General features: G+C 58.3%; 17 protein-coding genes and 1 pseudogene. 15 read left to right on the forward strand and 3 right to left on the reverse strand.

Going from position 1 to position 20,832, the window contains the following annotated elements:
• Nucleotides 1-1,127 precede the first annotated feature (1,127 nt).
• The 7 genes from AAFG13_RS38465 to AAFG13_RS38495 all read left to right on the forward strand — a co-directional run bounded on the left by AAFG13_RS38465 (nucleotide 1,128) and on the right by AAFG13_RS38495 (nucleotide 9,473).
• The gene (locus AAFG13_RS38465; RefSeq protein ID WP_342710187.1) at nucleotides 1,128-3,605 is read left to right on the forward strand and encodes a 2-aminoethylphosphonate--pyruvate transaminase; all 2,478 of its coding nucleotides are present in this window, start codon (nucleotides 1,128-1,130) and stop codon (nucleotides 3,603-3,605) included.
• A gap of 31 nt (nucleotides 3,606-3,636) precedes the next feature.
• Nucleotides 3,637-4,695, forward strand: a complete 1,059-nt coding sequence (gene rtxC, locus AAFG13_RS38470) for a dhydrorhizobitoxine desaturase (protein WP_342710188.1) — start codon at nucleotides 3,637-3,639, stop codon at nucleotides 4,693-4,695.
• 29 nt (nucleotides 4,696-4,724) lie between these two features.
• Entirely contained in the window at nucleotides 4,725-5,510 is a 786-nt protein-coding gene (locus AAFG13_RS38475) for a gamma-glutamyl-gamma-aminobutyrate hydrolase family protein (protein ID WP_342710189.1), read from the forward strand.
• Nucleotides 5,511-5,672: 162 nt separating this feature from the next.
• Nucleotides 5,673-6,542: an EamA family transporter gene (locus AAFG13_RS38480; protein WP_342710190.1), complete on the forward strand. Its 870-nt coding sequence runs from the start codon at nucleotides 5,673-5,675 to the stop codon at nucleotides 6,540-6,542.
• Nucleotides 6,539-7,825 carry an ATP-grasp domain-containing protein gene (locus tag AAFG13_RS38485; protein ID WP_342710191.1) on the forward strand — a complete coding sequence of 429 codons (1,287 nt, stop codon included), beginning with the start codon at nucleotides 6,539-6,541 and terminating at the stop codon, nucleotides 7,823-7,825. Before AAFG13_RS38480 ends, AAFG13_RS38485 begins: the two co-directional genes overlap by 4 nt.
• On the forward strand, nucleotides 7,825-9,162 hold the full coding sequence (locus tag AAFG13_RS38490; RefSeq protein ID WP_342710192.1) for a glutamine synthetase: 1,338 nt from the start codon (nucleotides 7,825-7,827) through the stop codon (nucleotides 9,160-9,162). The genes AAFG13_RS38485 and AAFG13_RS38490 overlap by 1 nt, the downstream gene beginning before the upstream one ends.
• A gap of 80 nt (nucleotides 9,163-9,242) precedes the next feature.
• Nucleotides 9,243-9,473, forward strand: coding sequence for a hypothetical protein (locus AAFG13_RS38495; RefSeq protein WP_342710193.1), 231 nt, complete (start codon nucleotides 9,243-9,245; stop codon nucleotides 9,471-9,473).
• Nucleotides 9,474-9,559: 86 nt separating this feature from the next.
• On the opposite strand, the gene AAFG13_RS38500 is transcribed toward AAFG13_RS38495, so the two are convergent.
• The 3 genes from AAFG13_RS38500 to AAFG13_RS38510 form a co-directional block, all read right to left on the reverse strand.
• Nucleotides 9,560-10,486, reverse strand: a complete 927-nt coding sequence (locus AAFG13_RS38500; RefSeq protein WP_342710194.1) for a TauD/TfdA family dioxygenase — start codon at nucleotides 10,484-10,486, stop codon at nucleotides 9,560-9,562.
• Nucleotides 10,487-10,734: 248 nt separating this feature from the next.
• Entirely contained in the window at nucleotides 10,735-11,490 is a 756-nt protein-coding gene (locus AAFG13_RS38505) for an HAD hydrolase-like protein (RefSeq protein ID WP_342710195.1), read from the reverse strand.
• Nucleotides 11,491-12,081: 591 nt separating this feature from the next.
• A complete protein-coding gene (locus AAFG13_RS38510) occupies nucleotides 12,082-12,480 on the reverse strand; it encodes a LysR family transcriptional regulator (protein WP_342710196.1) in 399 nt (132 codons plus the stop codon).
• A 90-nt stretch (nucleotides 12,481-12,570) separates the two neighbouring features.
• Between AAFG13_RS38510 and AAFG13_RS38515 the strand changes: the two genes are divergently transcribed.
• From AAFG13_RS38515 to AAFG13_RS38550, 8 genes and pseudogenes are all read left to right on the forward strand, one after another.
• Nucleotides 12,571-13,368: a hydroxymethylglutaryl-CoA lyase gene (locus AAFG13_RS38515; RefSeq protein WP_342710197.1), complete on the forward strand. Its 798-nt coding sequence runs from the start codon at nucleotides 12,571-12,573 to the stop codon at nucleotides 13,366-13,368.
• Between the two features lie 48 nt (nucleotides 13,369-13,416).
• Nucleotides 13,417-13,581, forward strand: coding sequence for a hypothetical protein (locus tag AAFG13_RS38520; protein ID WP_342710198.1), 165 nt, complete (start codon nucleotides 13,417-13,419; stop codon nucleotides 13,579-13,581).
• Nucleotides 13,571-14,773, forward strand: a complete 1,203-nt coding sequence (locus AAFG13_RS38525) for a CaiB/BaiF CoA-transferase family protein (protein ID WP_342710199.1) — start codon at nucleotides 13,571-13,573, stop codon at nucleotides 14,771-14,773. The genes AAFG13_RS38520 and AAFG13_RS38525 overlap by 11 nt, the downstream gene beginning before the upstream one ends.
• Nucleotides 14,774-14,944: 171 nt before the next feature.
• A pseudogene (locus tag AAFG13_RS38530) lies at nucleotides 14,945-15,914 on the forward strand (MFS transporter).
• Nucleotides 15,875-16,276 (forward strand): MFS transporter, encoded by a 402-nt coding sequence (locus AAFG13_RS38535; protein WP_342710200.1) that lies wholly within the window; start codon nucleotides 15,875-15,877, stop codon nucleotides 16,274-16,276. The pseudogene AAFG13_RS38530 and the gene AAFG13_RS38535 overlap by 40 nt, the downstream one beginning before the upstream one ends.
• A gap of 528 nt (nucleotides 16,277-16,804) precedes the next feature.
• Complete coding sequence (locus AAFG13_RS38540; RefSeq protein WP_342710201.1) at nucleotides 16,805-17,170, forward strand: hypothetical protein; 366 nt, start codon at nucleotides 16,805-16,807, stop codon at nucleotides 17,168-17,170.
• Nucleotides 17,171-19,296: 2,126 nt separating this feature from the next.
• The gene (locus AAFG13_RS38545; RefSeq protein ID WP_342710202.1) at nucleotides 19,297-20,109 is read left to right on the forward strand and encodes a hypothetical protein; all 813 of its coding nucleotides are present in this window, start codon (nucleotides 19,297-19,299) and stop codon (nucleotides 20,107-20,109) included.
• Nucleotides 20,110-20,457: 348 nt separating this feature from the next.
• Nucleotides 20,458-20,664 carry a hypothetical protein gene (locus tag AAFG13_RS38550; RefSeq protein WP_342710203.1) on the forward strand — a complete coding sequence of 69 codons (207 nt, stop codon included), beginning with the start codon at nucleotides 20,458-20,460 and terminating at the stop codon, nucleotides 20,662-20,664.
• The last annotated feature ends 168 nt before the right edge of the window (nucleotides 20,665-20,832 follow it).

Genomic DNA, 20,832 nt, shown 5'->3' on the forward strand with positions numbered 1-20,832 from the left:
GCTACGACCGCCCGAACGATAATACGCCCAGCCAGATCCGGCCGGTATTGATCGCTTGTACAGCGGATATAGAAAGACGCATCGCTGGCGCGTATGATTCCGGCGGCTTCGAGCCGCTAGTGCGGCGGGTGAGGGTATCGAGACCGCGCTCTCGCTCCGGCAGCTCCGAAGATGCCAATCGCTGCGGCGCATTGCGCAGACCATCTTACTGCGCTGCAGCCATGCTGGCGGTCTGCCGATCGGTGGCATGCACTTCCGGGAGCTCCGGCATCCGGGAAAATCGTGCCGACGAGGCAAAGAAACTCGGTATCCCCTCTTAAGGTTTGGCAAGGATCGCGCGTGAAGCGAGAGGGAGGCCAACCTCACGTACCCGCGTGCGGTTCGCAGGATGAATGTGCAAGATCCTAACGTCGAGCTACGAAAACTCTCAACCGGCTCGCTGCCGATCACTACGCTCAGCGCCGGATTTCGGCCTATCGCTCCTGGTGGAGGTGCGCGTCAGGAAAAATTCACGCGAGAAACTCACGGAGAGGGTTGAAACGCACCTAACGTCAAGTTGTACGATTTCGAAATAGGCGGCGTTAAAGTCTCCAACGAGTGACAGTGTCCGAATGTCTCAAGTCTCAAGCTCACGCAGGATGAGTCCTGTCAACAACGGCACTCATAAAGTGCGCCATGCGCGCAGCTGTATCAGCACGCGATGGCGCGACGTGCAGCTTGGTCTGAACTTCAACATTCGCCTAAATGGCACAACGTGCACGCAAGCCGATCGGCTGTCCTGCCGGTCGGCGACGCAAGATGGCGACTGCCGCCCAAATCTGCGCATGCGTGATGGCTGGGTGAAGCGGTGTGTCGCACCAACTGCGTTACAAGGACGCGGTCGCAACGTGAAATCCCAGGAGAGACAGATGATATCGGTGAGCGGCCTTGCGAACATCACTCTGTGGCTAGATACGGATGTTGTCGTCGGTCGGATTTTTCAGTGCACCGACACGCGAACGCGCCCGGGACTGTGGCGTTTCTCCCAAAGCCGCTGAACCGAGGACGTTGGCGCTCGCCCTAAGGTCCTCCTCGGCCGCGCCATCATGCTTCAGATCCGTTGAGAAAAACAACCTAAGGGGAATTGTGTGACAAGACAGCGCTCTCTGCTGACGCCTGGTCCATTGTCGCTGTCGGCAGCGGTTAGGAGCCAGATGCAGCTTGACCTTGCATCGCGCGATTGCGAATTCAAGGAGGTGACCGCCCGCATGAGGCGGCTGATGCTCAATCTGCTGGGAAATGCCGAGGACTACTCGGTGGTCCCTATTCAGGGAGGCGGCTCCTTTGCAATGGAAGCCGCGCTGTCTTCATTTGTGTCCCAGACCGACAAGCCGCTCGTTTGCATCAACGGCATCTATGGCGAGCGCATTCTTACAATTCTGCGGCTGTGGGGCATCGAGGCATTGAAGCTTGTCAAGCGAGCCAACGAGCCCTTGGACCCTCAGGAAGTTGCCGAGCATCTGAGCCGAAATCCTGACGTTACCCATCTATGCTTCGTGCATTGCGAGACCACGACCGGAATCGTCAATCCGCTGGATCCGATCGTAGAGGAGGCGAGACGACGTGGTGTCAAGACTATCGTCGACGGGATGAGTTCTTTTGGCGGCATTGATATTGACTTGAGCCGGGGTGGAGCGGACGTCCTGGTCACGTCGAGCAACAAGTGCGTGGAAGGGCCGCCGGGCGTCGCTTTCGTCATCGCGTCTCGCGAGCTGCTCGAGAGTGCGGTTCAAGAACCAAGGTCATTTGTGCTCGACGTGAGAGATCAATGGCTCTCGCTCGAGCGTACAGGCGAGTGGCGGTCGACCCCGCCCACCCACATCGTTCAGGCAGCTACAAAGGCGTTGGAGATTCTGAACGGCGAAGGCATTCATGCCAGGCGCCGCAGGTATGAGAAAGTCAGGGACGATCTCGTCAAGGAGCTCGAAGGAGTGGTGTCTCCACTGCTGCCCGCGGACTTGCAGTCGCCAGTCTGTGTCGCGTTCAGTGCGCCATCCGGAATTGCGGATCAGCCAGGGTTCGATGGGCTATATCGTCACTTGGCGGCCCACAACCTTTACATCTACTCGAAGCTGCACCTCGCGACACGGAGTTTTCGGGTCGGTTGCATTGGGGAAATCCGATCCAGCTGGATCGAGCAGCTGGGGTGCGCGTTTCGTTCATATTTCCGGTCCGGTCAAGCTTCTTCAGCGGGGCTGATGTCAGCCCAGACGACTTGCGGGCATCGCGTAAAGATGTCACCTCCAATCGCAAGAAACGCGCAGCTCCCATTTTCCGCCGAAACGGCTGTCCTGCACGCGGGCTATCGACGCGACCCGGTGACGAAAGCCGTTGCCGTGCCGATTTACCAGAATACGGCTTATGAACTCGACGGCGATCTAAACCACATTGCTGACGTCTACAACGTAAAGGCTGATGGGTTCACCTATACGAGGATCATCAATCCGACGACCCGCGCGCTGGAAAGGAGGTACGCGGCCGTCGATAGGGGAAGTGACTCGCTTGCTGTTGCATCAGGTCAAGCGGCGACGTTCCTTGCCATCGTCAACTTATCAAGTGGCGAAGTGGGGGACAATGTCGTCGCCTCTCCGTATCTATATGGCAATACCTGGAACCTGCTTCACAACACATTAAAGCGTCTTGGGATCAGCGTTAGGACGGCAGATCCTCGAAGGCCCGAGACGTTCGAGCGCGCCATCGATGATCGCACGATATGTCTGTTCGGAGAGGTGATTTCAAATCCTTGTCTGATTCCCCTTCCGGTCAAACAGCTGGCGGAGATCGGCCGGAAGTACGGCGTTCCCTTGGTCGTGGACAATACGACGACGCCACTGTTGTGCCGGCCGTCAGATCTCGGCGCTGCGATTACGACGTACTCCGCAACGAAATACATATGTGGTCATGGCACGACGCTCGGCGGGCTGATCGTTGACAACGGTGAGTTTAGCTACCGGGGAGCCTCTCGCTTTCCCTTGTTCAACAGTCCTGACGATGCGCATGGGGGGATTATTTGGCGCAACGCGGTGCGCGATGTCGACGATCTTGGAAAAAGTGAGTTTCTCCTAAAGGCTCGCATGACCTGGTTGCGCGATACCGGCGCGGCCATCGCCCCTTTTGCAAGCTTTCAACTGATCCAAGGACTTGAAACGCTGCCTCTTCGCATGAAGCAGCACTGCGCAAACGCCAGGATCGTGGCCGACGTTCTTAGTGAGCATCCAAAAGTGCGCCGTGTCTTCTACCCCGGCCTCTTTGAAGGAGCTGATCGGGAAACCGTCGATCAGACACTCAACGCCGCTTACGGACACGGGGCGATGGTCATGTTCGAGGTCGAGGACGAACAAGCCGGGCGGAAGTTCATCCAGAGCGTCGACTTGATGTATCACGTTTCGAATGTAGGGGATGCCCGCACACTCGTGACGCATCCTGTTTCTACGACCCACACCACCGTCCCACGGGAAAAGCGCGAAGCCGCCGGCATATTTGGCGGCTCGATCCGACTTTGTGTCGGCATCGAAGATGTCGACGACATCGTCCGCGATCTGGACAAGGCGCTCTCCGCAATCTGACAACTTGCAAGGCTATCAGGAGGAGGTTCTCATGAATCAGGCAGAAGCTTGGAAACTGAGGTCGTCACGTTATGAGGCCGTTCAATTCAGCCGCGAGATCAATAAGCAACTCTCCGAGCTGAGGCCCGACAATATCACGGGAGCCGCCTATATTGCCAAGGATTACGCTGTGATTGCAGCTTGTACGCTCGCGACGGTCTACGTCTCATGCTGGCTCTACCCGGTCGCCGTTCTTCTGATCGGGGCCTACCAGCGTGGATTAACCACAATCGCACATGATGCGGCTCACCGCACCCTCGCGAAGAACACGACCTGGAATTACATCCTCGGGATTCTGTTCGCTGCCTATCCCCTGTTCCAGCGTCACTGGGCCTACCGGATCTCACACGTCTATTTGCATCATCCGTATCTCGGCGACCCGGACAAGGATCCGGACCTGAAGTTCTTCCTGGCCAACGGCGTTTACGACGTCCAGCCTCCTGAGCGGTACGCCTTCAACATTATCTGGAAGCCGATATTTGGCGGCGCGACGATGGCGTACCTGAAGTATCTCTGGACCAATCGGTTTTCGATAGCGGATGCCGAGGATCAGAGCCGGTCAAGCATACTTGTCGACAAGTATGGCTTCTATCTTTTCTGGTTCGGCATACTGGCCGGATCATATGCTCTTGGGCTACTCCACATCGTCATCCTGTTTTGGATCGTGCCCTATCTCACAACGTTTCAGGTTCTTGGTTGGTTTGTCGAGCTCGCCGAGCACTCACCTATGTGCGAGACCGAGACGAAGAACGTCTATCTAACCAGGAATCGGAAAGGGAATTTGCTCGAGCGGGCCATCCTTGGGCAAAACCTGGATGAGTACCACCTTGAACATCACCTGTCGCCAGGTATCCCATTCTGGCTGTTGTACAAAGCTCAGAAAATCCGGATGCAGGATCCGAATTACGCAAAGGTCGCCGCAAGCTGGGGAGGGCTCTTCGTCAAGGGACCTCAAGGTCAACCGAGCGTTATCGCTCAGTTGAAGGAGCGAAATCGACGCTTGTATGAGCAGTCTTTGGCCGATGCCCATACGAGAGGCCAAGTGGCGTGACATTGCAACGGACAGACAAGGCGCGAGCCGTGGTCGGCGTCACGTCGAACCGTCTTTTGGTCGACGGTGTGCATCGCGACGGGTTGCGGCGCAAGTACGTAGAGGCCCTCCTTCATCACGCGGGGGTTGCGTGCGTCATATTGCCGACGATCGACGCTGAAGATACGAGGGTTGAGGCTGGCCTGGCGATCATGCGCGGGCTGGACGGCCTGGTGTTGACAGGAGATGAATCGAATATCGATCCTGCCGTCTTGGGAGCGCCTGCGTCCTGCACAGGGGCAGACCGGCAAGACGTTGTGGGTGGGATCCGTGACCGCCCACGCGACAGGCTCTCTGCGGTGGTCATTGGTAGGGCCATCGCGCTCGGAATGCCGATCTTGGGCATCTGCCGTGGGCTTCAGGAGCTCAACGTGTATTTCGGCGGCACACTTCGCCGATCGCTTGCGGAGTGGAGCCTGGGAAGTGGCCAGATGCATGCCGAGAAACCGGATCGTCCGAGAGATCGCCAGTACGATGCCGCGCACAGCGTGAGGATATGTCCCGATGGTGCGCTCTTTCCGATCGCGGGCACAATCGAAACGCAAGTGAACTCCCTGCACAATCAGGGCATAGACGCGCTTGCCGCCGCACTGAGGCGGGAGGCGTGGTCGCCTGACGGCCTGGTCGAAGCAGCTTCGGTCATTGGCGCGCCGACGCTGCAAATCGGTGTGCAATGGCACCCCGAATGGCACGTCTCAACCGATCTTTTCAGCAAGCAGCTGTTCGCGGCATTCGGAGAGGCGTGTGTTGCATACTGCGAATCAAAGACAAACTAGAGGCGGAATTTGACATTTCAATCCAAACGCGGCCCGCCCAGGTCGAAAGCAGAGTCCCTCGGAACTGATGCACGAGCACGGTTTTGGGAGCGCCCGGCACCGCGCCAACGGCACAGCAAGAGCGGGAGATCGACAAATCGTTTCGCTCTAGGAGTTCTCTTTGTGGCGCTTTATGTCGTTGTGAGTGCGGCCGGTGAGGTCTATGCGGCATCGTATTTTCAGCAAGCAGATGTATTCGTCGCTCTCCTGCTGTCCTTTGCTGCGGTGTGTCTGACATTCAATCTCCTGGCTGGTCACGAGGAAAATAACGCGAGAGTAACGAAGTCATCGCTCCTGATTTTTGTGTCGCTCAATCTCGTGACCGCGATAAGCTGGATCGGGCTGTTTATCGGACTGAAATACGCCGAACCTGCCATCGTTGTCGCGTTCATGGTGGCGTTAGGACCCGCCGCAACAGTGTGGTTGAACGCCCTGATCAGACGGCAGGGCGTCCCTCCAGGATCCGATATTGTCGTGAGCGTTCTGATCGCAGCGACGGGAAGTTACATGGTGTGGATCTCGGCAAGCGGCAACGCGGGCGTGGAGTGGGGGGCTCGATCATCCTTTGGTCTTTTCTTGGCAATCGTGGCCGGCCTATCGCTGGCCCTTACAAATATACTCATCAAGTTGCTGTTCGACCGTGGATTTTCCGGCCGACAGGTGCTTGCGCATCGCTTTTACGGAGTGATCTTGTTGCTGCTCGGGCTGGTCGACCATTTCTCTATCGTGCCTGAGATCTCTCGGCATTGGTTTGCGATCGCAGCGATCGGGCTATCGACGATCATCGTCCCTCTGCTCCTGATACAGGAGGGCATTCGCCGCATAGAGCCCGTCACGGTCAATATGGTCCTTTCCATGGCTCCGATCATCACGTTCCTGTTCCAGTTCTTCGATTCTCGCATCGTGCCTTCGTCACACACGTTCGTTGGAAATGTTCTCATTACGGCACTCGCCGTGGGCAATATCTACCTGCAGTATCGGAGATCCGCATGAATGGACGGAATTGTGTAATCGTGGATGCATACTCCACCGGCCGATACTTGCCGGACGAGTTCAAGCGTTATGGAATTGCAACGGTGCACGTGATGTCTGCCGCGCAGATTCCACCCATCTTTCAATCGCATTTCAATGCAGATCTGTATGACGAAATCATTCGCCCGCGCGAGCGCATGACTGATGAAGAGGTCGCTGAATTTCATCTTCAGGCTCTCCGTGGCAGGAAGCTGGAGTTCGTTATAGCAGGGTGCGAGACCGGCGTTGAGCTCGCCGACTCCTTGTCGGAGCGGCTGGGGTTAGCTTCAAATGGAACCGCTCGATCAGCCGCTCGGCGTGACAAAGCGCGTTTGTCCGACGCGCTGGCCTCTGCAGGCGTGCGATCAATTAGCCAAGTCGTGTCGGATAATGCTGGAGAGGTCGCAAACTGGAAGCATCAAGCGGGCTTCGACGAGATCGTGATCAAGCCTCTGAACAGTACAGGTACCGAGGATGTGTTCTTCTGCTCGACTGACGCCGACATTCAGAGAGCTGTAGGCATCATTGTCGGGAAGACGAATCGTGTCGGAGCGTTGAACCGGTTTGCGCTTGGACAGGAAAAGATAAGCGGCCAGCAATACACTGTAAATGCCGTCTCGATCGACGGTGAAGCCTTCGTTACAGAGGTCTGGACTTATGACACCGTTCCTATTGAGGGTGCGTCATCGGTCTGCTCGCTTGAGCGCTTGTTGGGGGGCAGGGAGCCAATTGTTCACGAGTTATCCGACTACTTGGTGCGTGCGTTGCAGGCACTTCAGATCGTCGACGGACCGGCTCATGCCGAGATCATCGTCGATCAGAGGGGGCCGGTTCTGGTGGACTTCGGAGCGAGACTTCAAGGTAGCATGTCGGCAAAAGCACGAACAATGGCCTTGGGTCACAACCATATGACGCTCACGGCGTGGCGCTACGCAGATCCAAAAGGCTTTGCTGAGTATATGAGGAGACGCGGAGCTTACAAGCGGCAGGCTCATGCACTATGTGTCTCGCTGATTTCCGACACAGGCGGTGTTGTTGCCGGTTATCCCGGACTCGAGACAATCCGTAAGCTTCCGAGCTTCGCGGATGCCATTGCATTCGTTCCGATAGGTCAAAAGCTGGTTCCGACGATCGACTTGGCGTCGACACCGGGGATCGTTTATCTCGTGCATGACGACTTGACCCAGCTTGAGGATGACTACCGCAAATTGCGATCGATGCGGATGGACCAAGTGTTCGATTTGGTGACGCAGGATTGCAACTAATGACAACTGAAGCCCGGCCGACCGTCGTAAATCCAGCCCGCGCGGCGATGATCGGCGTGAGCGACTTTGATGGCGTCCTGCGAGGCAAACACGTATTAGGTGAAGATGTCTCGAATGGAGACGGAGTTGTCAAGTTCTCCGAAGCGGTGCTCGCCTGGGATTGTTCGGACCGAGTGCCGCCAGCCAGTTTCACGCAAAAGCCGCTGTTGGCGTTCGGAGACGCCGATCTGCGCATTCTGTCAGGCACCGGACGTGCTGTGTCTTATGGCGGGGATCTGTGCCTCTACCTCGCGGAGTTTACGGGAGCGCACGAAAGCCTCTGCCCGCGTGGCGTTCTGCGTAGGGTCCTGCGAAGGGCTGCTGAACACGGTTTCAGCTGCACTGCAGGGTTCGAGTTTGAATTTATGCTGTTCAAGGAGAGCGCCGATACAATCGAAGAGAAACCCTTTGCGACATGGGTTCCCTTAACCCGCGGTCCATTCGGTTACTCGATTGCGCGCTCGGTCGCACACCAGGAGCTGCTTGGTGAGATCTTGGCACTTTGTGAGAAGGCCAGGATACCTCTTAGCGGCCTGCACTTTGAAACGGGACCTGGCGTCATTGAAGCGTCACTTCTTCATTGTGATGCACTGGAGGCAGCAGATCGCGCAATCATATTCAAGTCGATGATAAAGGCGTGGGCGCAGACGCGAGGCATGATGGCCACATTCATGGCCAAGGTTTCCGAGAAATGGCCCGGCCAGTCGGGACATATTCACATTTCGATGTCTTCGGATGGTCGGAATGTGTTTTACGACAGCGACACTGTTCAGAACATCTCAACAATGATGCGTCAATTCGTTGGCGGACAACTGAGGTATATGAATGACTTCTGTGTGCTCGCTGCGCCGAATTTCAATAGCTATAAGAGATTGGTTCCTGGCTGTTGGGCTCCGACCTCTCCAAGCTGGGGAGTTGACAACCGCTCCTGTGCCGTGCGGATTATTCCGGGCGAGCCCTCTGCACATCGCCTCGAGTACAGGCTAGCCGGCGCAGATGTGAACCCATATCTTGGCCTGTCATGTGCCGTTGGCTCGGGCATTCTGGGAGTTGAAGAGAATGCCGGCTTAACGGCTCCGATCGTCGGCGATGCAAGCGAGGAAAGCGGCCTTCCCTTCGTTGGGCTGCCTCAAGGTTTGTCAGAGGCGACGTACCGGTTTGCACAATCTCCAAAGGCCAGCGATATGTTTGGAGAGAGGTTTGTCGAAGCCTTCTCTTGCTCCCGCCGGTGGGAATGGGAAGCTGTTCGGCATCGCGTCACCGACTTTGAACGTCAGCGCTACTTTGAGATCATCTAGCGTGAGGGATCGACCGCTGGACCAAGTCGGACGACGGTTCATGCCACCGATCATCCCGTTGTAATCAATTGAACGAACAGATGGCTGGTGTCGGTATCGATGCGATACTCACTATCGGCACAGCCCGTATGCGGGTCAATGGTCCGGTATCAGGGCGGGTCAGGCGTGCCGAAGTCTTCCGCGATCTGTTGTCCGATCATCTCTGCCAGCGCCATTTGCTCGCCTTGATGTTCTGCATCGCGATGGCGACGGCATCTCGTCTGCCTCCTGCTGTTGCGGCGGTTATCGTCCGGGGTTTGCGGGAGTGCTGATATCCTGTCGGGAAATGTGTAGCACTCTCCCGAGAACAGCTCTGCTCGCCGGTCTTTCTCGATTCGTTCGATTTCGAGAGCGTTAGCTAGCCAGCGTTGATCAGCGGCTGTTTGGCGACCTTGTGGCGCGTTACACTGCGGCGGCCGTCGACGCTGACGGGCACATCACCATCGATGGTGGCACGACGCACGACGCGATGCTCGTCGCCGTAGTCGTTGACCGCATAATGCTGTGTCGCACGGTTGTCCCATATCGCTATATCGCCCTCCATCCAGTTCCACCGCACGGTGTTTTCGGGCGCGGTGATGTGCGACTGGAACAGGTCGAACAGCTTGTGGCCGTCGTATTTGGGGACGCCAACAAAGCGCTGCACCAAGGCACCGAGCACGAGCGTCCGCTCGTCTGTCTCGGGGTGGATGCGCACGACGGGATGCTCAGTTTCGAAAATTGTTCTGGTGAAAGCCGCGTCAAAGTGCTTCTTGTCCACCTCACGGACGCGGGCCATTCCGGCGTAATCGAAAACGTTGCTGTGCACGGCCCAAAGCTCGTCGGCAAGCCGTTGTAGGGGCGGCGGCAGATCCAGATAGGCTGCCGCCGTATTCGACCACAGCGTATCGCCACCGAACGGTGGGATTACAACGGCTCGCAGAACCAGGATCTTCGGATAGGCGTCGGCGAAGGTCCCGTCCGCATGCCATATGTCGGCGCGACCGCCGCCGCGACGGGAGTCAAGCTCGAGAAGCGACGTTCCTTTGCTGGCACCGAGCAAAGGATGGGGCGCCAGCTTTCCGAAACGAGCTGCAAAGCGCTCCTGCTCGGCGTCATCAAGGTGGCCCTGGTTACGGAAGAAGATCACCTTGTGCTCGAGTAACAAGCTGATGATCGCAGCGATAGTCTGGGTCGGCAAATCGCCCGTGAGTCTGAGATCTCTGATTTCTGCACCGATGCGCGCTGCGCGTTTCACAACGTTGCTGCGCGGAATAGCATCATCGATCAAAGCCGTCGCACTCATCGTAGCTTATTTTCCAAATCTCGTGGTTGCTTGCTCGTCCCAGCCAGTGAATAGTCCTCAGCAAGCATCGTGCCAGACGAAGGGCTCGCGCCCTGCAACGGCCATCTACGACATGAGCAGTCAAGGATCGGGAAGTTCGGCGCGAGCCGGTCACGGGACTGATCTCACGTTTCCATCGGGTGCTCAAAGCAGTCGACGCCGACGTCCTCCTTCAACATCATCGAGAATGACGGGCAAGCGGAAGATCTTCAGTGCTGCTCGTCGCGATCACCCAATGTCTTCGAAAGAAGGTCGTGGTTCTGCAAAATTGGCACTAGCTCATGGTGGTCATGAACGATGTAATCCGGCTGCGCCGCCCGCAAGCGTGCTTCAGAAACAAATCCACCCGTGATCGACACGCTGATAAGTCCGAGATTGCGCGCAATCTCCGTCTCGACTTCCATGTCGCCGACGATGACGGTTCTTGCGGGGGATAGATCATTGACCTGCATATATTGGCGCAACCTGTCCTCCTTGCTCATGCTTCTAAACTGACTTGCGCGGCTCTCAAATGCCAAAACTGTAGTGACGTAAGTCTCGATACCGAGTCTTCGTATTTGTACGCGAATTTGTTCAACAATGTGATTGCTAAGAATGATGGTTGGAATGGATTGTCGACGTGCGGCAAGCAAGAGATGTTTTGCGCCCTTACGCAAAGCAGTCCTACTCGCCAGGGGTTCGTATGTGTCGTGAAAGATGGCGTTGTCATTGCCGAGCACGGCGTCGACTTCGTCGTCTGCTACGTCCAGTTTGCGGAATATTGCGGAGAGCGGAAGCTCGAACTCTTCGCGAAATCTATGCATATCGATAGCGGCGCGACTGAAGCGGATCAGAACTGCATTGATCGCTTCCAACACCGCACTAGCGTCATCGAGCAGTGTACCATTCCAGTCGAAGACAATCGCGGACTTCACGGGTGAACCTAAAGGCAAGCGACGGCCGCGATGAAATGTGTCCGAAACCACGCGATCTCTGATCTGCTTGTCATGCTGGGTAAGTCCGCTATCATCGGTGCAACGCGCCTCAGTGAGCTGAACGGGCGGACCGTTCTTGCCCAGACGGAGAGGTTAGAGAGGTGAGCATTGCTGCTTTTGTGCTTCTATTATTCGATTGATGTTTATCGAAGCAATGAGCATGCCAACCGCCGCTTGCGTAAAATAGGGCCGGCCAAGCGTTGAGAAGAGTCTTAGTGTGCCTTTGAGCGATGTACTGGACCTGACACGACGTTGTGCTGCTGTCAGAATGTGGACAGGAGTCGATGCAGCCGTGGAATGGCGCCGCCGTTTTCTGCTTCCTGAACCACGTTGGGCGTGAATCCTGCGCTGCTACAAAGGTGTACGACGTGATCATGGCCTTCGCAAAAAAGATGAACGGCAGCGGCTCCAGCGCCCGTACGGCAATGGCCCCGCGCTTACACAGCAAGGGATGATCGTTCGGCGCAAGCAGCTCCAGCGGGTCGGGCCAGATCCGACGAATGATCATGTTCCTGGGGGACGGAAATATCGGGGCGGTCGCGGGAATCCGAGATCGAGCCGACGGTCGGTCAGCATCTCGGCCTATTGGCTGGTGGAAGCGTGAAGCAGCTCGAGACGTATCTCCGGATAGGCTTGCGAAAAGCGGCGCAGGATCTCGGAGAACGACGCATGGATCGGGGCTGACCCCGTGTAGCCGATGCGCGGCAGGCCCGCTTCTCCGCGCGCAGCGCGCTGCGCCGTTCCCATCGCGTGATCGAGCTGCGCAAGTGCCTTGCGCACCTGTTCAAGCAGAATCGGTGCGGCCTGGGTCAATTCGACCCCCGGGCGTTGACGCAGCAACAGCGACGCCCCCACCTCATGCTCGAGGGCCTTGATCTGGAGGCTGAGGGGTGGCTGGCTGAGGTTGAGACGTCGTCCAGCCCAGCTGAAATTCAGCTCCTCGGCAACTGCGATGAAATAGCGAAGCTGTCGGATGTCCATCCTGATATTTAGAAATCATATGGCAGGTGCCGTCAGATCGGTATTGGACGAAATGACAGCGCAGCCGCCATCCTAAGCCTGGCACAGAAATTGACTGACAGTCGCGGCCGCGGCTTCACCCGGGGAGGATGGATGGCAGACCTGCCAAACGAAGTGGAAATCCGGGAGGAGGGGCCACGCGAAGGCTTCCAGATTGAACCGGGACCGATCGCCTCCGCGGACAAGATCCGCCTCATCGAGGCTTTGGCGCAAACCGGGCTGCGCCACATCCAGGTTTGTTCCTTCGTCAATCCTCGCCTCGTACCCGGATGGGCAGATGCCGATGACGTTGTCGCGGGCTTTCGGCCGGCGCCCGGCGTTCACTATGTCGGGCTCTGGTTCAACGACAAGGGGCTCGATCGGGCCCTCGCGCATTCCGACAAGCTGACGCTTTCCGGCTCGATTGCGCTGTCGGCGTCCGATGCGTTCACGCGCAGGAACCTGCATCGCAGCCACGCGGAAAACCTGGAAGCGATGCGCAAGCAGACGCGCCTCCATCTGTCGAAAAACGTTTTGGTTCGGCGGATCGGGGTCATGGCGGCGTTCGGCTGCAATTCCCAGGGCGATATCACGCCGGCGCAGGTCATCTCCATCCTTCGGGACGGCTTCGACATTGCGGACGAATGCGGTGTGGCAATCGACAACATTTCCCTGTCGGACACGATGGGCTGGGCGACGCCGCTGCGCGTCGAAAGGCTGCTCGGGGAGGTGCGAAGCGAGTGGCCGCATCAGCGGATCACGTTGCATCTGCACGACACCCGCGGGCTCGCGATCGCCAACGCGATGGCGGGCCTGCGCATGGGAGTGACGAAATTCGACTCGACTGTCGGCGGACTGGGCGGTTGTTGATTCGCCGCACACAAGGGCGCTGTCGGCAACATCTGCACGGAAGAGCTCGTGCTGCTGTGCGAGGAGATGGGAATCAGTACGGGCGTCGACCTTGATGCGCTGATCGAAGTCGGGCGGATGGCGGAAGAGGTCGTCGGCCACCAGCTGCCGAGCGAGCTTCTCCACGCCGGAAGCCTCAATTCATTTCGGAGGAAAGCCTCAGGTGTCCGCTAAGCCATTGACGGGACTGAAGGTCCTCGAGTTCAGCCACACGATCGTGGGGCCCTGCGCCGGCTTGATCCTGGCCGATCTCGGCGCCGACGTGATCAAGGTCGAGCCCGCGCCCGGCGGCGACCGCACGCGCCACTTGCCTGGCTTCGGCGCCGGTTTCTTCGCCGGCTTCAATCGCAACAAGCGCAGTATCGCGATTAACCTGAAGCATCCCGAGGGACGCGCGACTGTCCATCGGCTGGTGAAGGACGTCGATATCGTCCTCGAGAACTACGCGCCCGGCACGATGGAGCGGCTGGGGTGCGGCTATGCTGATCTGGAAGCGATAAATCCACGTTTGATCTATCTGGCGCTCAAAGGCTTTCTCGCAGGTCCCTACGAGCACAGGCCCGCGCTCGATGAAGTCGTGCAGTTTCAGGCGGGGCTTGCCTATATGACAGGCCCCGCGGGGCGGCCATTGCGCGCGGGCGCTTCCGTCAACGATATCACAGGCGCAATCTTCGGCGTCACGGCCGCACTCGCAGCGCTTCGCGAGCGCGACGCGACCGGACGAGGCCAGCGGATCAGCAGCGCATTATTCGAGAGCGCGGCGTTCTTCATGGTCACACACATGGCGGGCGCGGTCGCGAGTGGATACCCGCCAAGGCCCATGCCGGAGCGCCGGCATGCCTGGGCGATCTACGACGTCTTCAACACGAGCGACGATCAGGTATTCATTGGCGTCACCAGCGACAAGCAATGGATCCGGTTCACCGAGGAATTTGGGCTCGCCGCCCTCGGCGGCAATCCGGATCTCGCCACCAATGTCATGCGGGCGAGCCATCGAAGCTGGCTCATCCCTGCCGTGCAGGAAGTGCTTGCCCCGTTTTCGAAGGCGGTGATTGCCGAACGTTGCGAACGCGCGGCCGTCTCATGGGCGGCGGTTGGCAAGCCGACGGACCTGTTCAACGATCCGCATCTCGCCAGTCATGGTGGCTTGATTGACGTTGCGATCCGCACCGCCGAAGGCCCAATCGAGATGACGCGGCTTCCCGCCATGCCCGTCGAATTCGGCGCGGAACGCGAGCGGCCGGGGCTGACCCGCCAACCACCGCGTCTGGGCGAGCACACAGACGAGATTTTGGTCGGCGCCGGCTTCGACCGGCGCGAGGTCGAGAGGCTGGCACGCGAACGGGTCATCGCCGCCACGCCGTAGGTCGTGCGTGCCGAACAAGAAAAACAAATCGAAGCAGAGGGAAATCAAGCCATGCATGGGCCGGCGACACGAACGACCGTCTTACTCCCGGATGGCAGCGGAGCGGGAGCGGTGGACACCGATAACGCATCGGCTGCGGCCATGATCAATGCGCGCCTTGACCGTCTTCCGATGAGCTGGCCGATCTGGAAGCTCGTCTTGATAGTCGCCCTTGGCGCCTGGTTCGAGATCTACGACGTCTTCTTCACCGCCTACATCGGACCGGGGCTGGTCAGAAGCGGAACTTTCACGACCTCGACCGTGAATTTCTTCGGCTTCGCCGGACTGGGGGCTTTCGTGGCTGCCATGTTTGTCGGCCTGTTCGTCGGAACGCTCGTGTTCGGCCAATTGGCCGATCGCTTCGGGCGGCGGGTCGTCTTCGCTGGCGCTGCTCTGGTATACGGCCGCAGCCGCCTTGTTGGCCTGTCAACACAGCGCGGAGTGGATCATCTTCTTTCGGTTTCTAGCCGGCATTGGCGCAGGCGCGGAGATCGTGACGATCGACTCCTATACCACCGAGCTCGTGCCGGCGAATTCGCGCGGAAAGTCGTTTGCCTTCCTCCAGGCGATACAGTTCTCCGCGGTCCCGACGGTTGCGCTGGTCGCTTGGTATTTCGTGCCGATGGCGCCCCTTGGCTTTGACGGATGGCGCTGGGTGATCTGGATCGGATGTCTGGGCGCGACGGCCGTCTGGTTCATCCGGCTCGGCCTGCCGGAAAGTCCGCGATGGTTGGGGCAGAGGGGCCGCCTCGCCGAGGCGGATGCGATCGTTTCCCGGCTTGAGTACGAGACCGTGGCGCGGACCGGCGCGCCTTTACCCGAGCCGCAGCCTTACGCTCCCGTGGCCCAAGCGCAGAACGCGAGTTTTGCCGAGCTGTGGCAATCCCGATATCGGGGCCGAACCATCATGATGCTGGTGTTCAACTTCTTTCAGTCGATCGGTTACTACGGGTTTGCAAGTTGGGTTCCGACGCTCCTCATTGCCAAGGGCATTAACGTCACGCACAGTCTGCTCTATTCCTTCGTCATCGCGATTGCCAACCCCTCGGTCCATTGCTGTCGATGTCCTTCGCCGAGCGAATCGAACGCAAGTGGATCGTAGCGGGATCTGCCTCAGCAATCGCGGTCATTGGAATCATTTTCTCCAGGCAAGAGGAACCCGCTCTCATCGTGGCCCTGGGCGTTGCCCTGGCCTTGGCTAGCAACTGCCTCACATTTTCCTATCGCGCCTATCAAGCGGAGCTCTTTCCCACGCGCATGCGCAGCCGCGCCATTGGTGCCGTCTATTCGGTTAGCCGCGTCAGTGCGACGTTCTCGGGTTTCCTGATCGCGTTCTGCCTCCGCGATTGCGGTGTGACCGGCGTATTCGCCCCGATCGCGGGGGCCATGGCGATCGTCGTTGTGACGATCGGTGTGTTCGGACTGCGCACGAACGGATTGAAGCTCGAGGCGGTTTCCGCCTAGCTGGAGCACATGATCAGACTGATGCGAAGATGACGAATGCACCGAACAGGCTGCGGATGCATCTGGGCGACTATCCCTGAACCGCCGCCGTGAAGAGCGGAGCGCTTGCCTCGGATCGAGTGACGCTCGATTTGCCCGCTACGCTTCGGTCATCGATGGGTTCAAACCGACGGCCAGGGAGCAGGCGATCGACGTCTCCGAGCTCGCGATCGTCAGCTATCTATCTCATCCCCCCGGATTTTCGACGAGCCGCTGGTGCTCCTGCCGGCAACAATGACCGGTAGGTTTCCCCTGCGCGCGCGCGTTGTACAATGCCGAGCGCGGCCGGCTCGGGCCGGGGGATCGGGCCGGCAAGCGCGTGGCGCTGCGGTCGCTGACGACGACGACCGGCGTTTGGTTGCGCGGCATGCTGGCCGACGATTACGGTGTCGACCTTGATCGCGTCGAGTGGGTCACGTTCGAGGACCCCACGTCGCCGAATATCATGAGGGTGGCACGCGAGCTGCCGCGGGACGAACGATCCTTCAGATGTTGCTGGACGGCGAGGTGGACGCGGTCCTCAGCGAAACATCCGACGATCCACGGTTGAGGTCTCTGTTCGCAGACCCGAAATCCGCGAGCGAAGCATGGTTTCAGAAGAACGAGATCGTTCCGATCAACCATGTCGTCGTCACCAAGGCGCTGCACGACGAGGATCCTGGCTCCATAAGGGAGATCTATCGCTTGCTGAAGCGATCGAATGAACTCTGCTCGCCCCAGTACCAGACCCTGTCGGGTTGGCTGCCATGCGTCCTGCCTGCAGATCGTGATCGACTAGCCGAACGACAGAAGCTGATCTCACGCCATCTGCGCGTGGAGGAGCTCATTAGTGATTTGACGGCGAGCCTGGCCTGAGGATTCGCAACGCCCCATGGCTTCCCCGTCGCTACACGTTTTTCGCTGCGCCATCAAGAGAGCCGCTCTCCAAGAAAAGCCCCGCCCCGAGCGGCGGGCAGCCTGGGATGAGAAGCGTCCTGCCCAGAGAACCGCGCCGGGCAGTCGCGAGGCGATGATCATCATTGTCCAGCGAATTACGATTCACCAGCAGAAGTTGACGATAGCATCCATCCGGAAACCAGGCCTTACCATGGGAACTCCAGTCAATTGCGAACAATATCTAGCACTCGGAGGGCAGCATAAATGAGGATTGCCCAAGTCCCAGCGCAAAACAACACGACGGCACGCCACGTGTTGGCCCTGAATCGATTTCGCCATTTGATGAGCTCGGATGCGCAACCACTGAAGCAACGACCGCGGACGACACCGATCATCTGGTCGTAGCTGTCAAACCGGAATTGGGAACGATGTTTTCGGATGTATTTGATCCTTTCTTGAGGCGACAGACACCAAGTCCATATGTCAAGAGCTGCAGCTGCCTGCTGCTCGAGATTCGGCGTCCCGTGCAGTCTACTATGATGATAACCTGCTCCCGAGGCCCTGCTATATGCTCTGTTGGCGGTGCGCACGTCGTCGAAGTCTGAAAATTGCATTATCGGATCGAGCCTGCTTTTGGTCATGTTTCGCGGGCGACGCTACAATATGCCCTTACGTCAGCTTCAAGCCAAATTTGACCTACCAGACCTATGTAGCCCCTCGACGTCTTGATGAGCCATGAGCGCTACGTGGCGGGATGGTGAGCGATCACCGCTGTCACGATCGCGGATCGATGGTCGTCGTGAGCTCGCGTCTCTCTGATAAGTTTGCGATCAGTTGACCCCGAAATCCCCGATCGTGACGATTGTACCAACCGCCTGCTGCATACTCGCGCTGTGCGGAGACGCTTCAATTGTCTGAAGAATTTGTTCGCAGAACCTGCTTGCAACGGACAATGGCTCCCGATGGACTCGCGACGGCCGCTCCGTCCAGAGATAGCGGCTTGACATCGTAGAGAGACTGCTCGGCAAGTAGGTTGCACTCGTCTTCTAACCGTTTTCTTCACAAGTCCGGGCCATCAGCTCTCTTTTGACACGTCTATTCTAAAGCGCACTAACTGTCGAATGCGCTGCTCGCGAGAAATAGAAGTTACCGGCGACGTGACGCAGGTGCCTGCCGCTGTCCGCCCGATCTGGCGCCGTTCCTCATTCATGTCACGCGCCGCTAAGGCCGCTGTAGGTCCTTCGCCTCATCTCATGGCGCACGCTTCCAGACATCGCGCTCCTCCTCCGCCATCGTTAGTTGAGTTATTTTTTTTAGACGCACGAAGCGAACTTTCAGGTCGAAGACCTCGTTCGCCTTAGCGGGCTGGCGAACGTCGAATAGAGAAGGCCCCCGTGGTTAGGAGGTTGTTGGTCCCGAAGCGCACAACGCCGTTCTAGCGGAATATGCTCGCTAGGCGGCGTTGTTTATTGCACTGGGCCCTGAAATCCCCAGCCAAGCCTGATCGTGTAACACACGTGCCAGCAGTCAACGTTTCAGTCTGAAACACCGTGATCATACGGACCCGAGTAACACACCGCCCCTTCGAATGTTTCGCTTCAAGTTCACTTTGGCGGTTTTGACCCATAACGCCGACCCGGACGCCTTCTCCTCTATTGATGGAAGCATCCTTTGCCCGTTTCCAACTCGGCATCCATCACTTTACCGCCTGATCCTTCTTCAATTCACTCCGCTTCCGCATGTAGTAGCCCTGCCTCTGAACGGTAGACTTAATCTCGTCACTGACGCTGGGGACCATCCTCTTTCTCTTTTGCCATCACCTCCAGCTCCTTCGGTTACCTGAACGTCTCGAAAGGCGAAAACATGGCGGCGGTGGTGCGGCGCCCCAGCGCGAGGTTGACAGCCACCGTCGACGCCTGCGCACCGAGCTCGACACCGCGATAGCCGAGCAGCAACGCCGCCGCCCTGAATTTGTCGACCCATCCCTCATCTTGCGTGTACGGATGAGTGGCATGACGATGGAGGAGGATTGGGAGCGGCTCGGGTAGACGCTTCTCGCCAGCGACGAAGATGAGACGCGGATCCTGTTTGCCTCAAGCGATGATATGCAGACCTTTCGCGATCGGCTACAGGCCTACTCGCTGGGAACACCTCCCGGACAGGTGGCTCCCTCTTATAGTGGCTTTATCCGCCGCATCGAAAGCATCGGTGCTGTCGAGCCCCGTGATCGCATTGGTGTGCGCTTGCGCGAGGAAGGCTTCAACAGCCCTGACGAGTTTGCTGCAGGGCGTAGCCTTGTTATCGATCTGGAATTGTGGGACGTCGGCAGGCGCGAGCTTCGCACGCGTAAGCTCGAGCAGATTGCGCACTATGTCGATGCCCGCGGCGGTGAGGTGCTCGACCGCTACATCGGTCCGTCCATCACGATGCTGCGCGCGCGGATGGCTAGCGACATCATTCAAGCCCTGCTGGCCGTTGAAGATATCGCCGCGGTCGATCTGCCACCCGAACCCGATGTAGCGACCGGCGAAGCTCTTGAACTGACCATCGCCGATTTACCGCAACTGGATGACATGGCGGGCGAGCCTCTGAGTTCGCCGCCGGATGCTGGATCCATCGGCGACACACCCTGGTGCGCGCGCCGTTCATGCAGGATTGTGCTTGAGGGCAGTTTCACGCCCGGCCCGAAGGCGTCCACGATTAGCAAGGCATCTCATCTGCAGCAAACGTCAGTCCCCATAACAGTGCGATTTTCGAATCTCGCCGGAATTCCCGACATTCCCGACAATCGAGAGCTAGCCAGTCCTCGCGGATTGGCAATCAAGTTCAGACTGCCTCATGGCGCGGACACCGTCATCGTCGCCACTCGTTCAACGGATCCCCGTCATCGTCGGCCGACGATTTCCGCGACTTGTTGATCGCGCTAGAACAGCGGAGTGAAGGCGAGCAAAACCGACTCCGCTCGATAGTTATCTGGAACCATCCGGTGGCGAAGGCATTCTTGACCGCACCAAAGCCAGCGCCCGTGGGCTACGCCACCCTCCCATACTATGGTGTAAACGCCTTCGAGTTTACGAATGGAGAGGGGCAGGTCACGCTTGGTCGCTATTAATTTCTGCCAATGGCTGGCGCTCATTATCTGAGCGACAGCGAAGCCGCCAAGAAGGCTGAGGATTATCTGAGTGCGGAAATCTGGACAGGCGTTGAGCGGGGGCCCGTGAGCTTCAAGTTGGTGGTTCAACTTGCGGCCCTTGAAGACAGGCACGATGATCCCTCAATGGCGTGGCCCGAATCGCCAAATTGTAGAGCTTGGCACGATTGCGATAACAAAGGTCTTGCAGAACAACGACGCAGTACAGCACGAGCTGCTGTTCTTGCCGGATGCGCTTCCGTCCGGCATCGAATCGCAAGATCCCATGATCAACGCGAGATCGGCCACCTATCCCGTCTCCTATGCGCGCCGGCAGAAATAGCGGTCGACGGAGGCCTCACGGATCGGCCTTCGCTTGCCGGCAGCCGGCTAGTTCCTGAGCTTCCTACTTGACAGAGTCGATTCTGGCCTTGCCGTCGTCGGCACCGGTCGCGACCTAATCGCCGACACCCAAAGGGCGCCCGGCGGTTCGTCGCGCTCACGGGGACGC

It is taken from the genome of Bradyrhizobium sp. B124, assembly GCF_038967635.1.
In the GTDB taxonomy this organism is placed as follows: Bacteria; Pseudomonadota; Alphaproteobacteria; order Rhizobiales; family Xanthobacteraceae; genus Bradyrhizobium.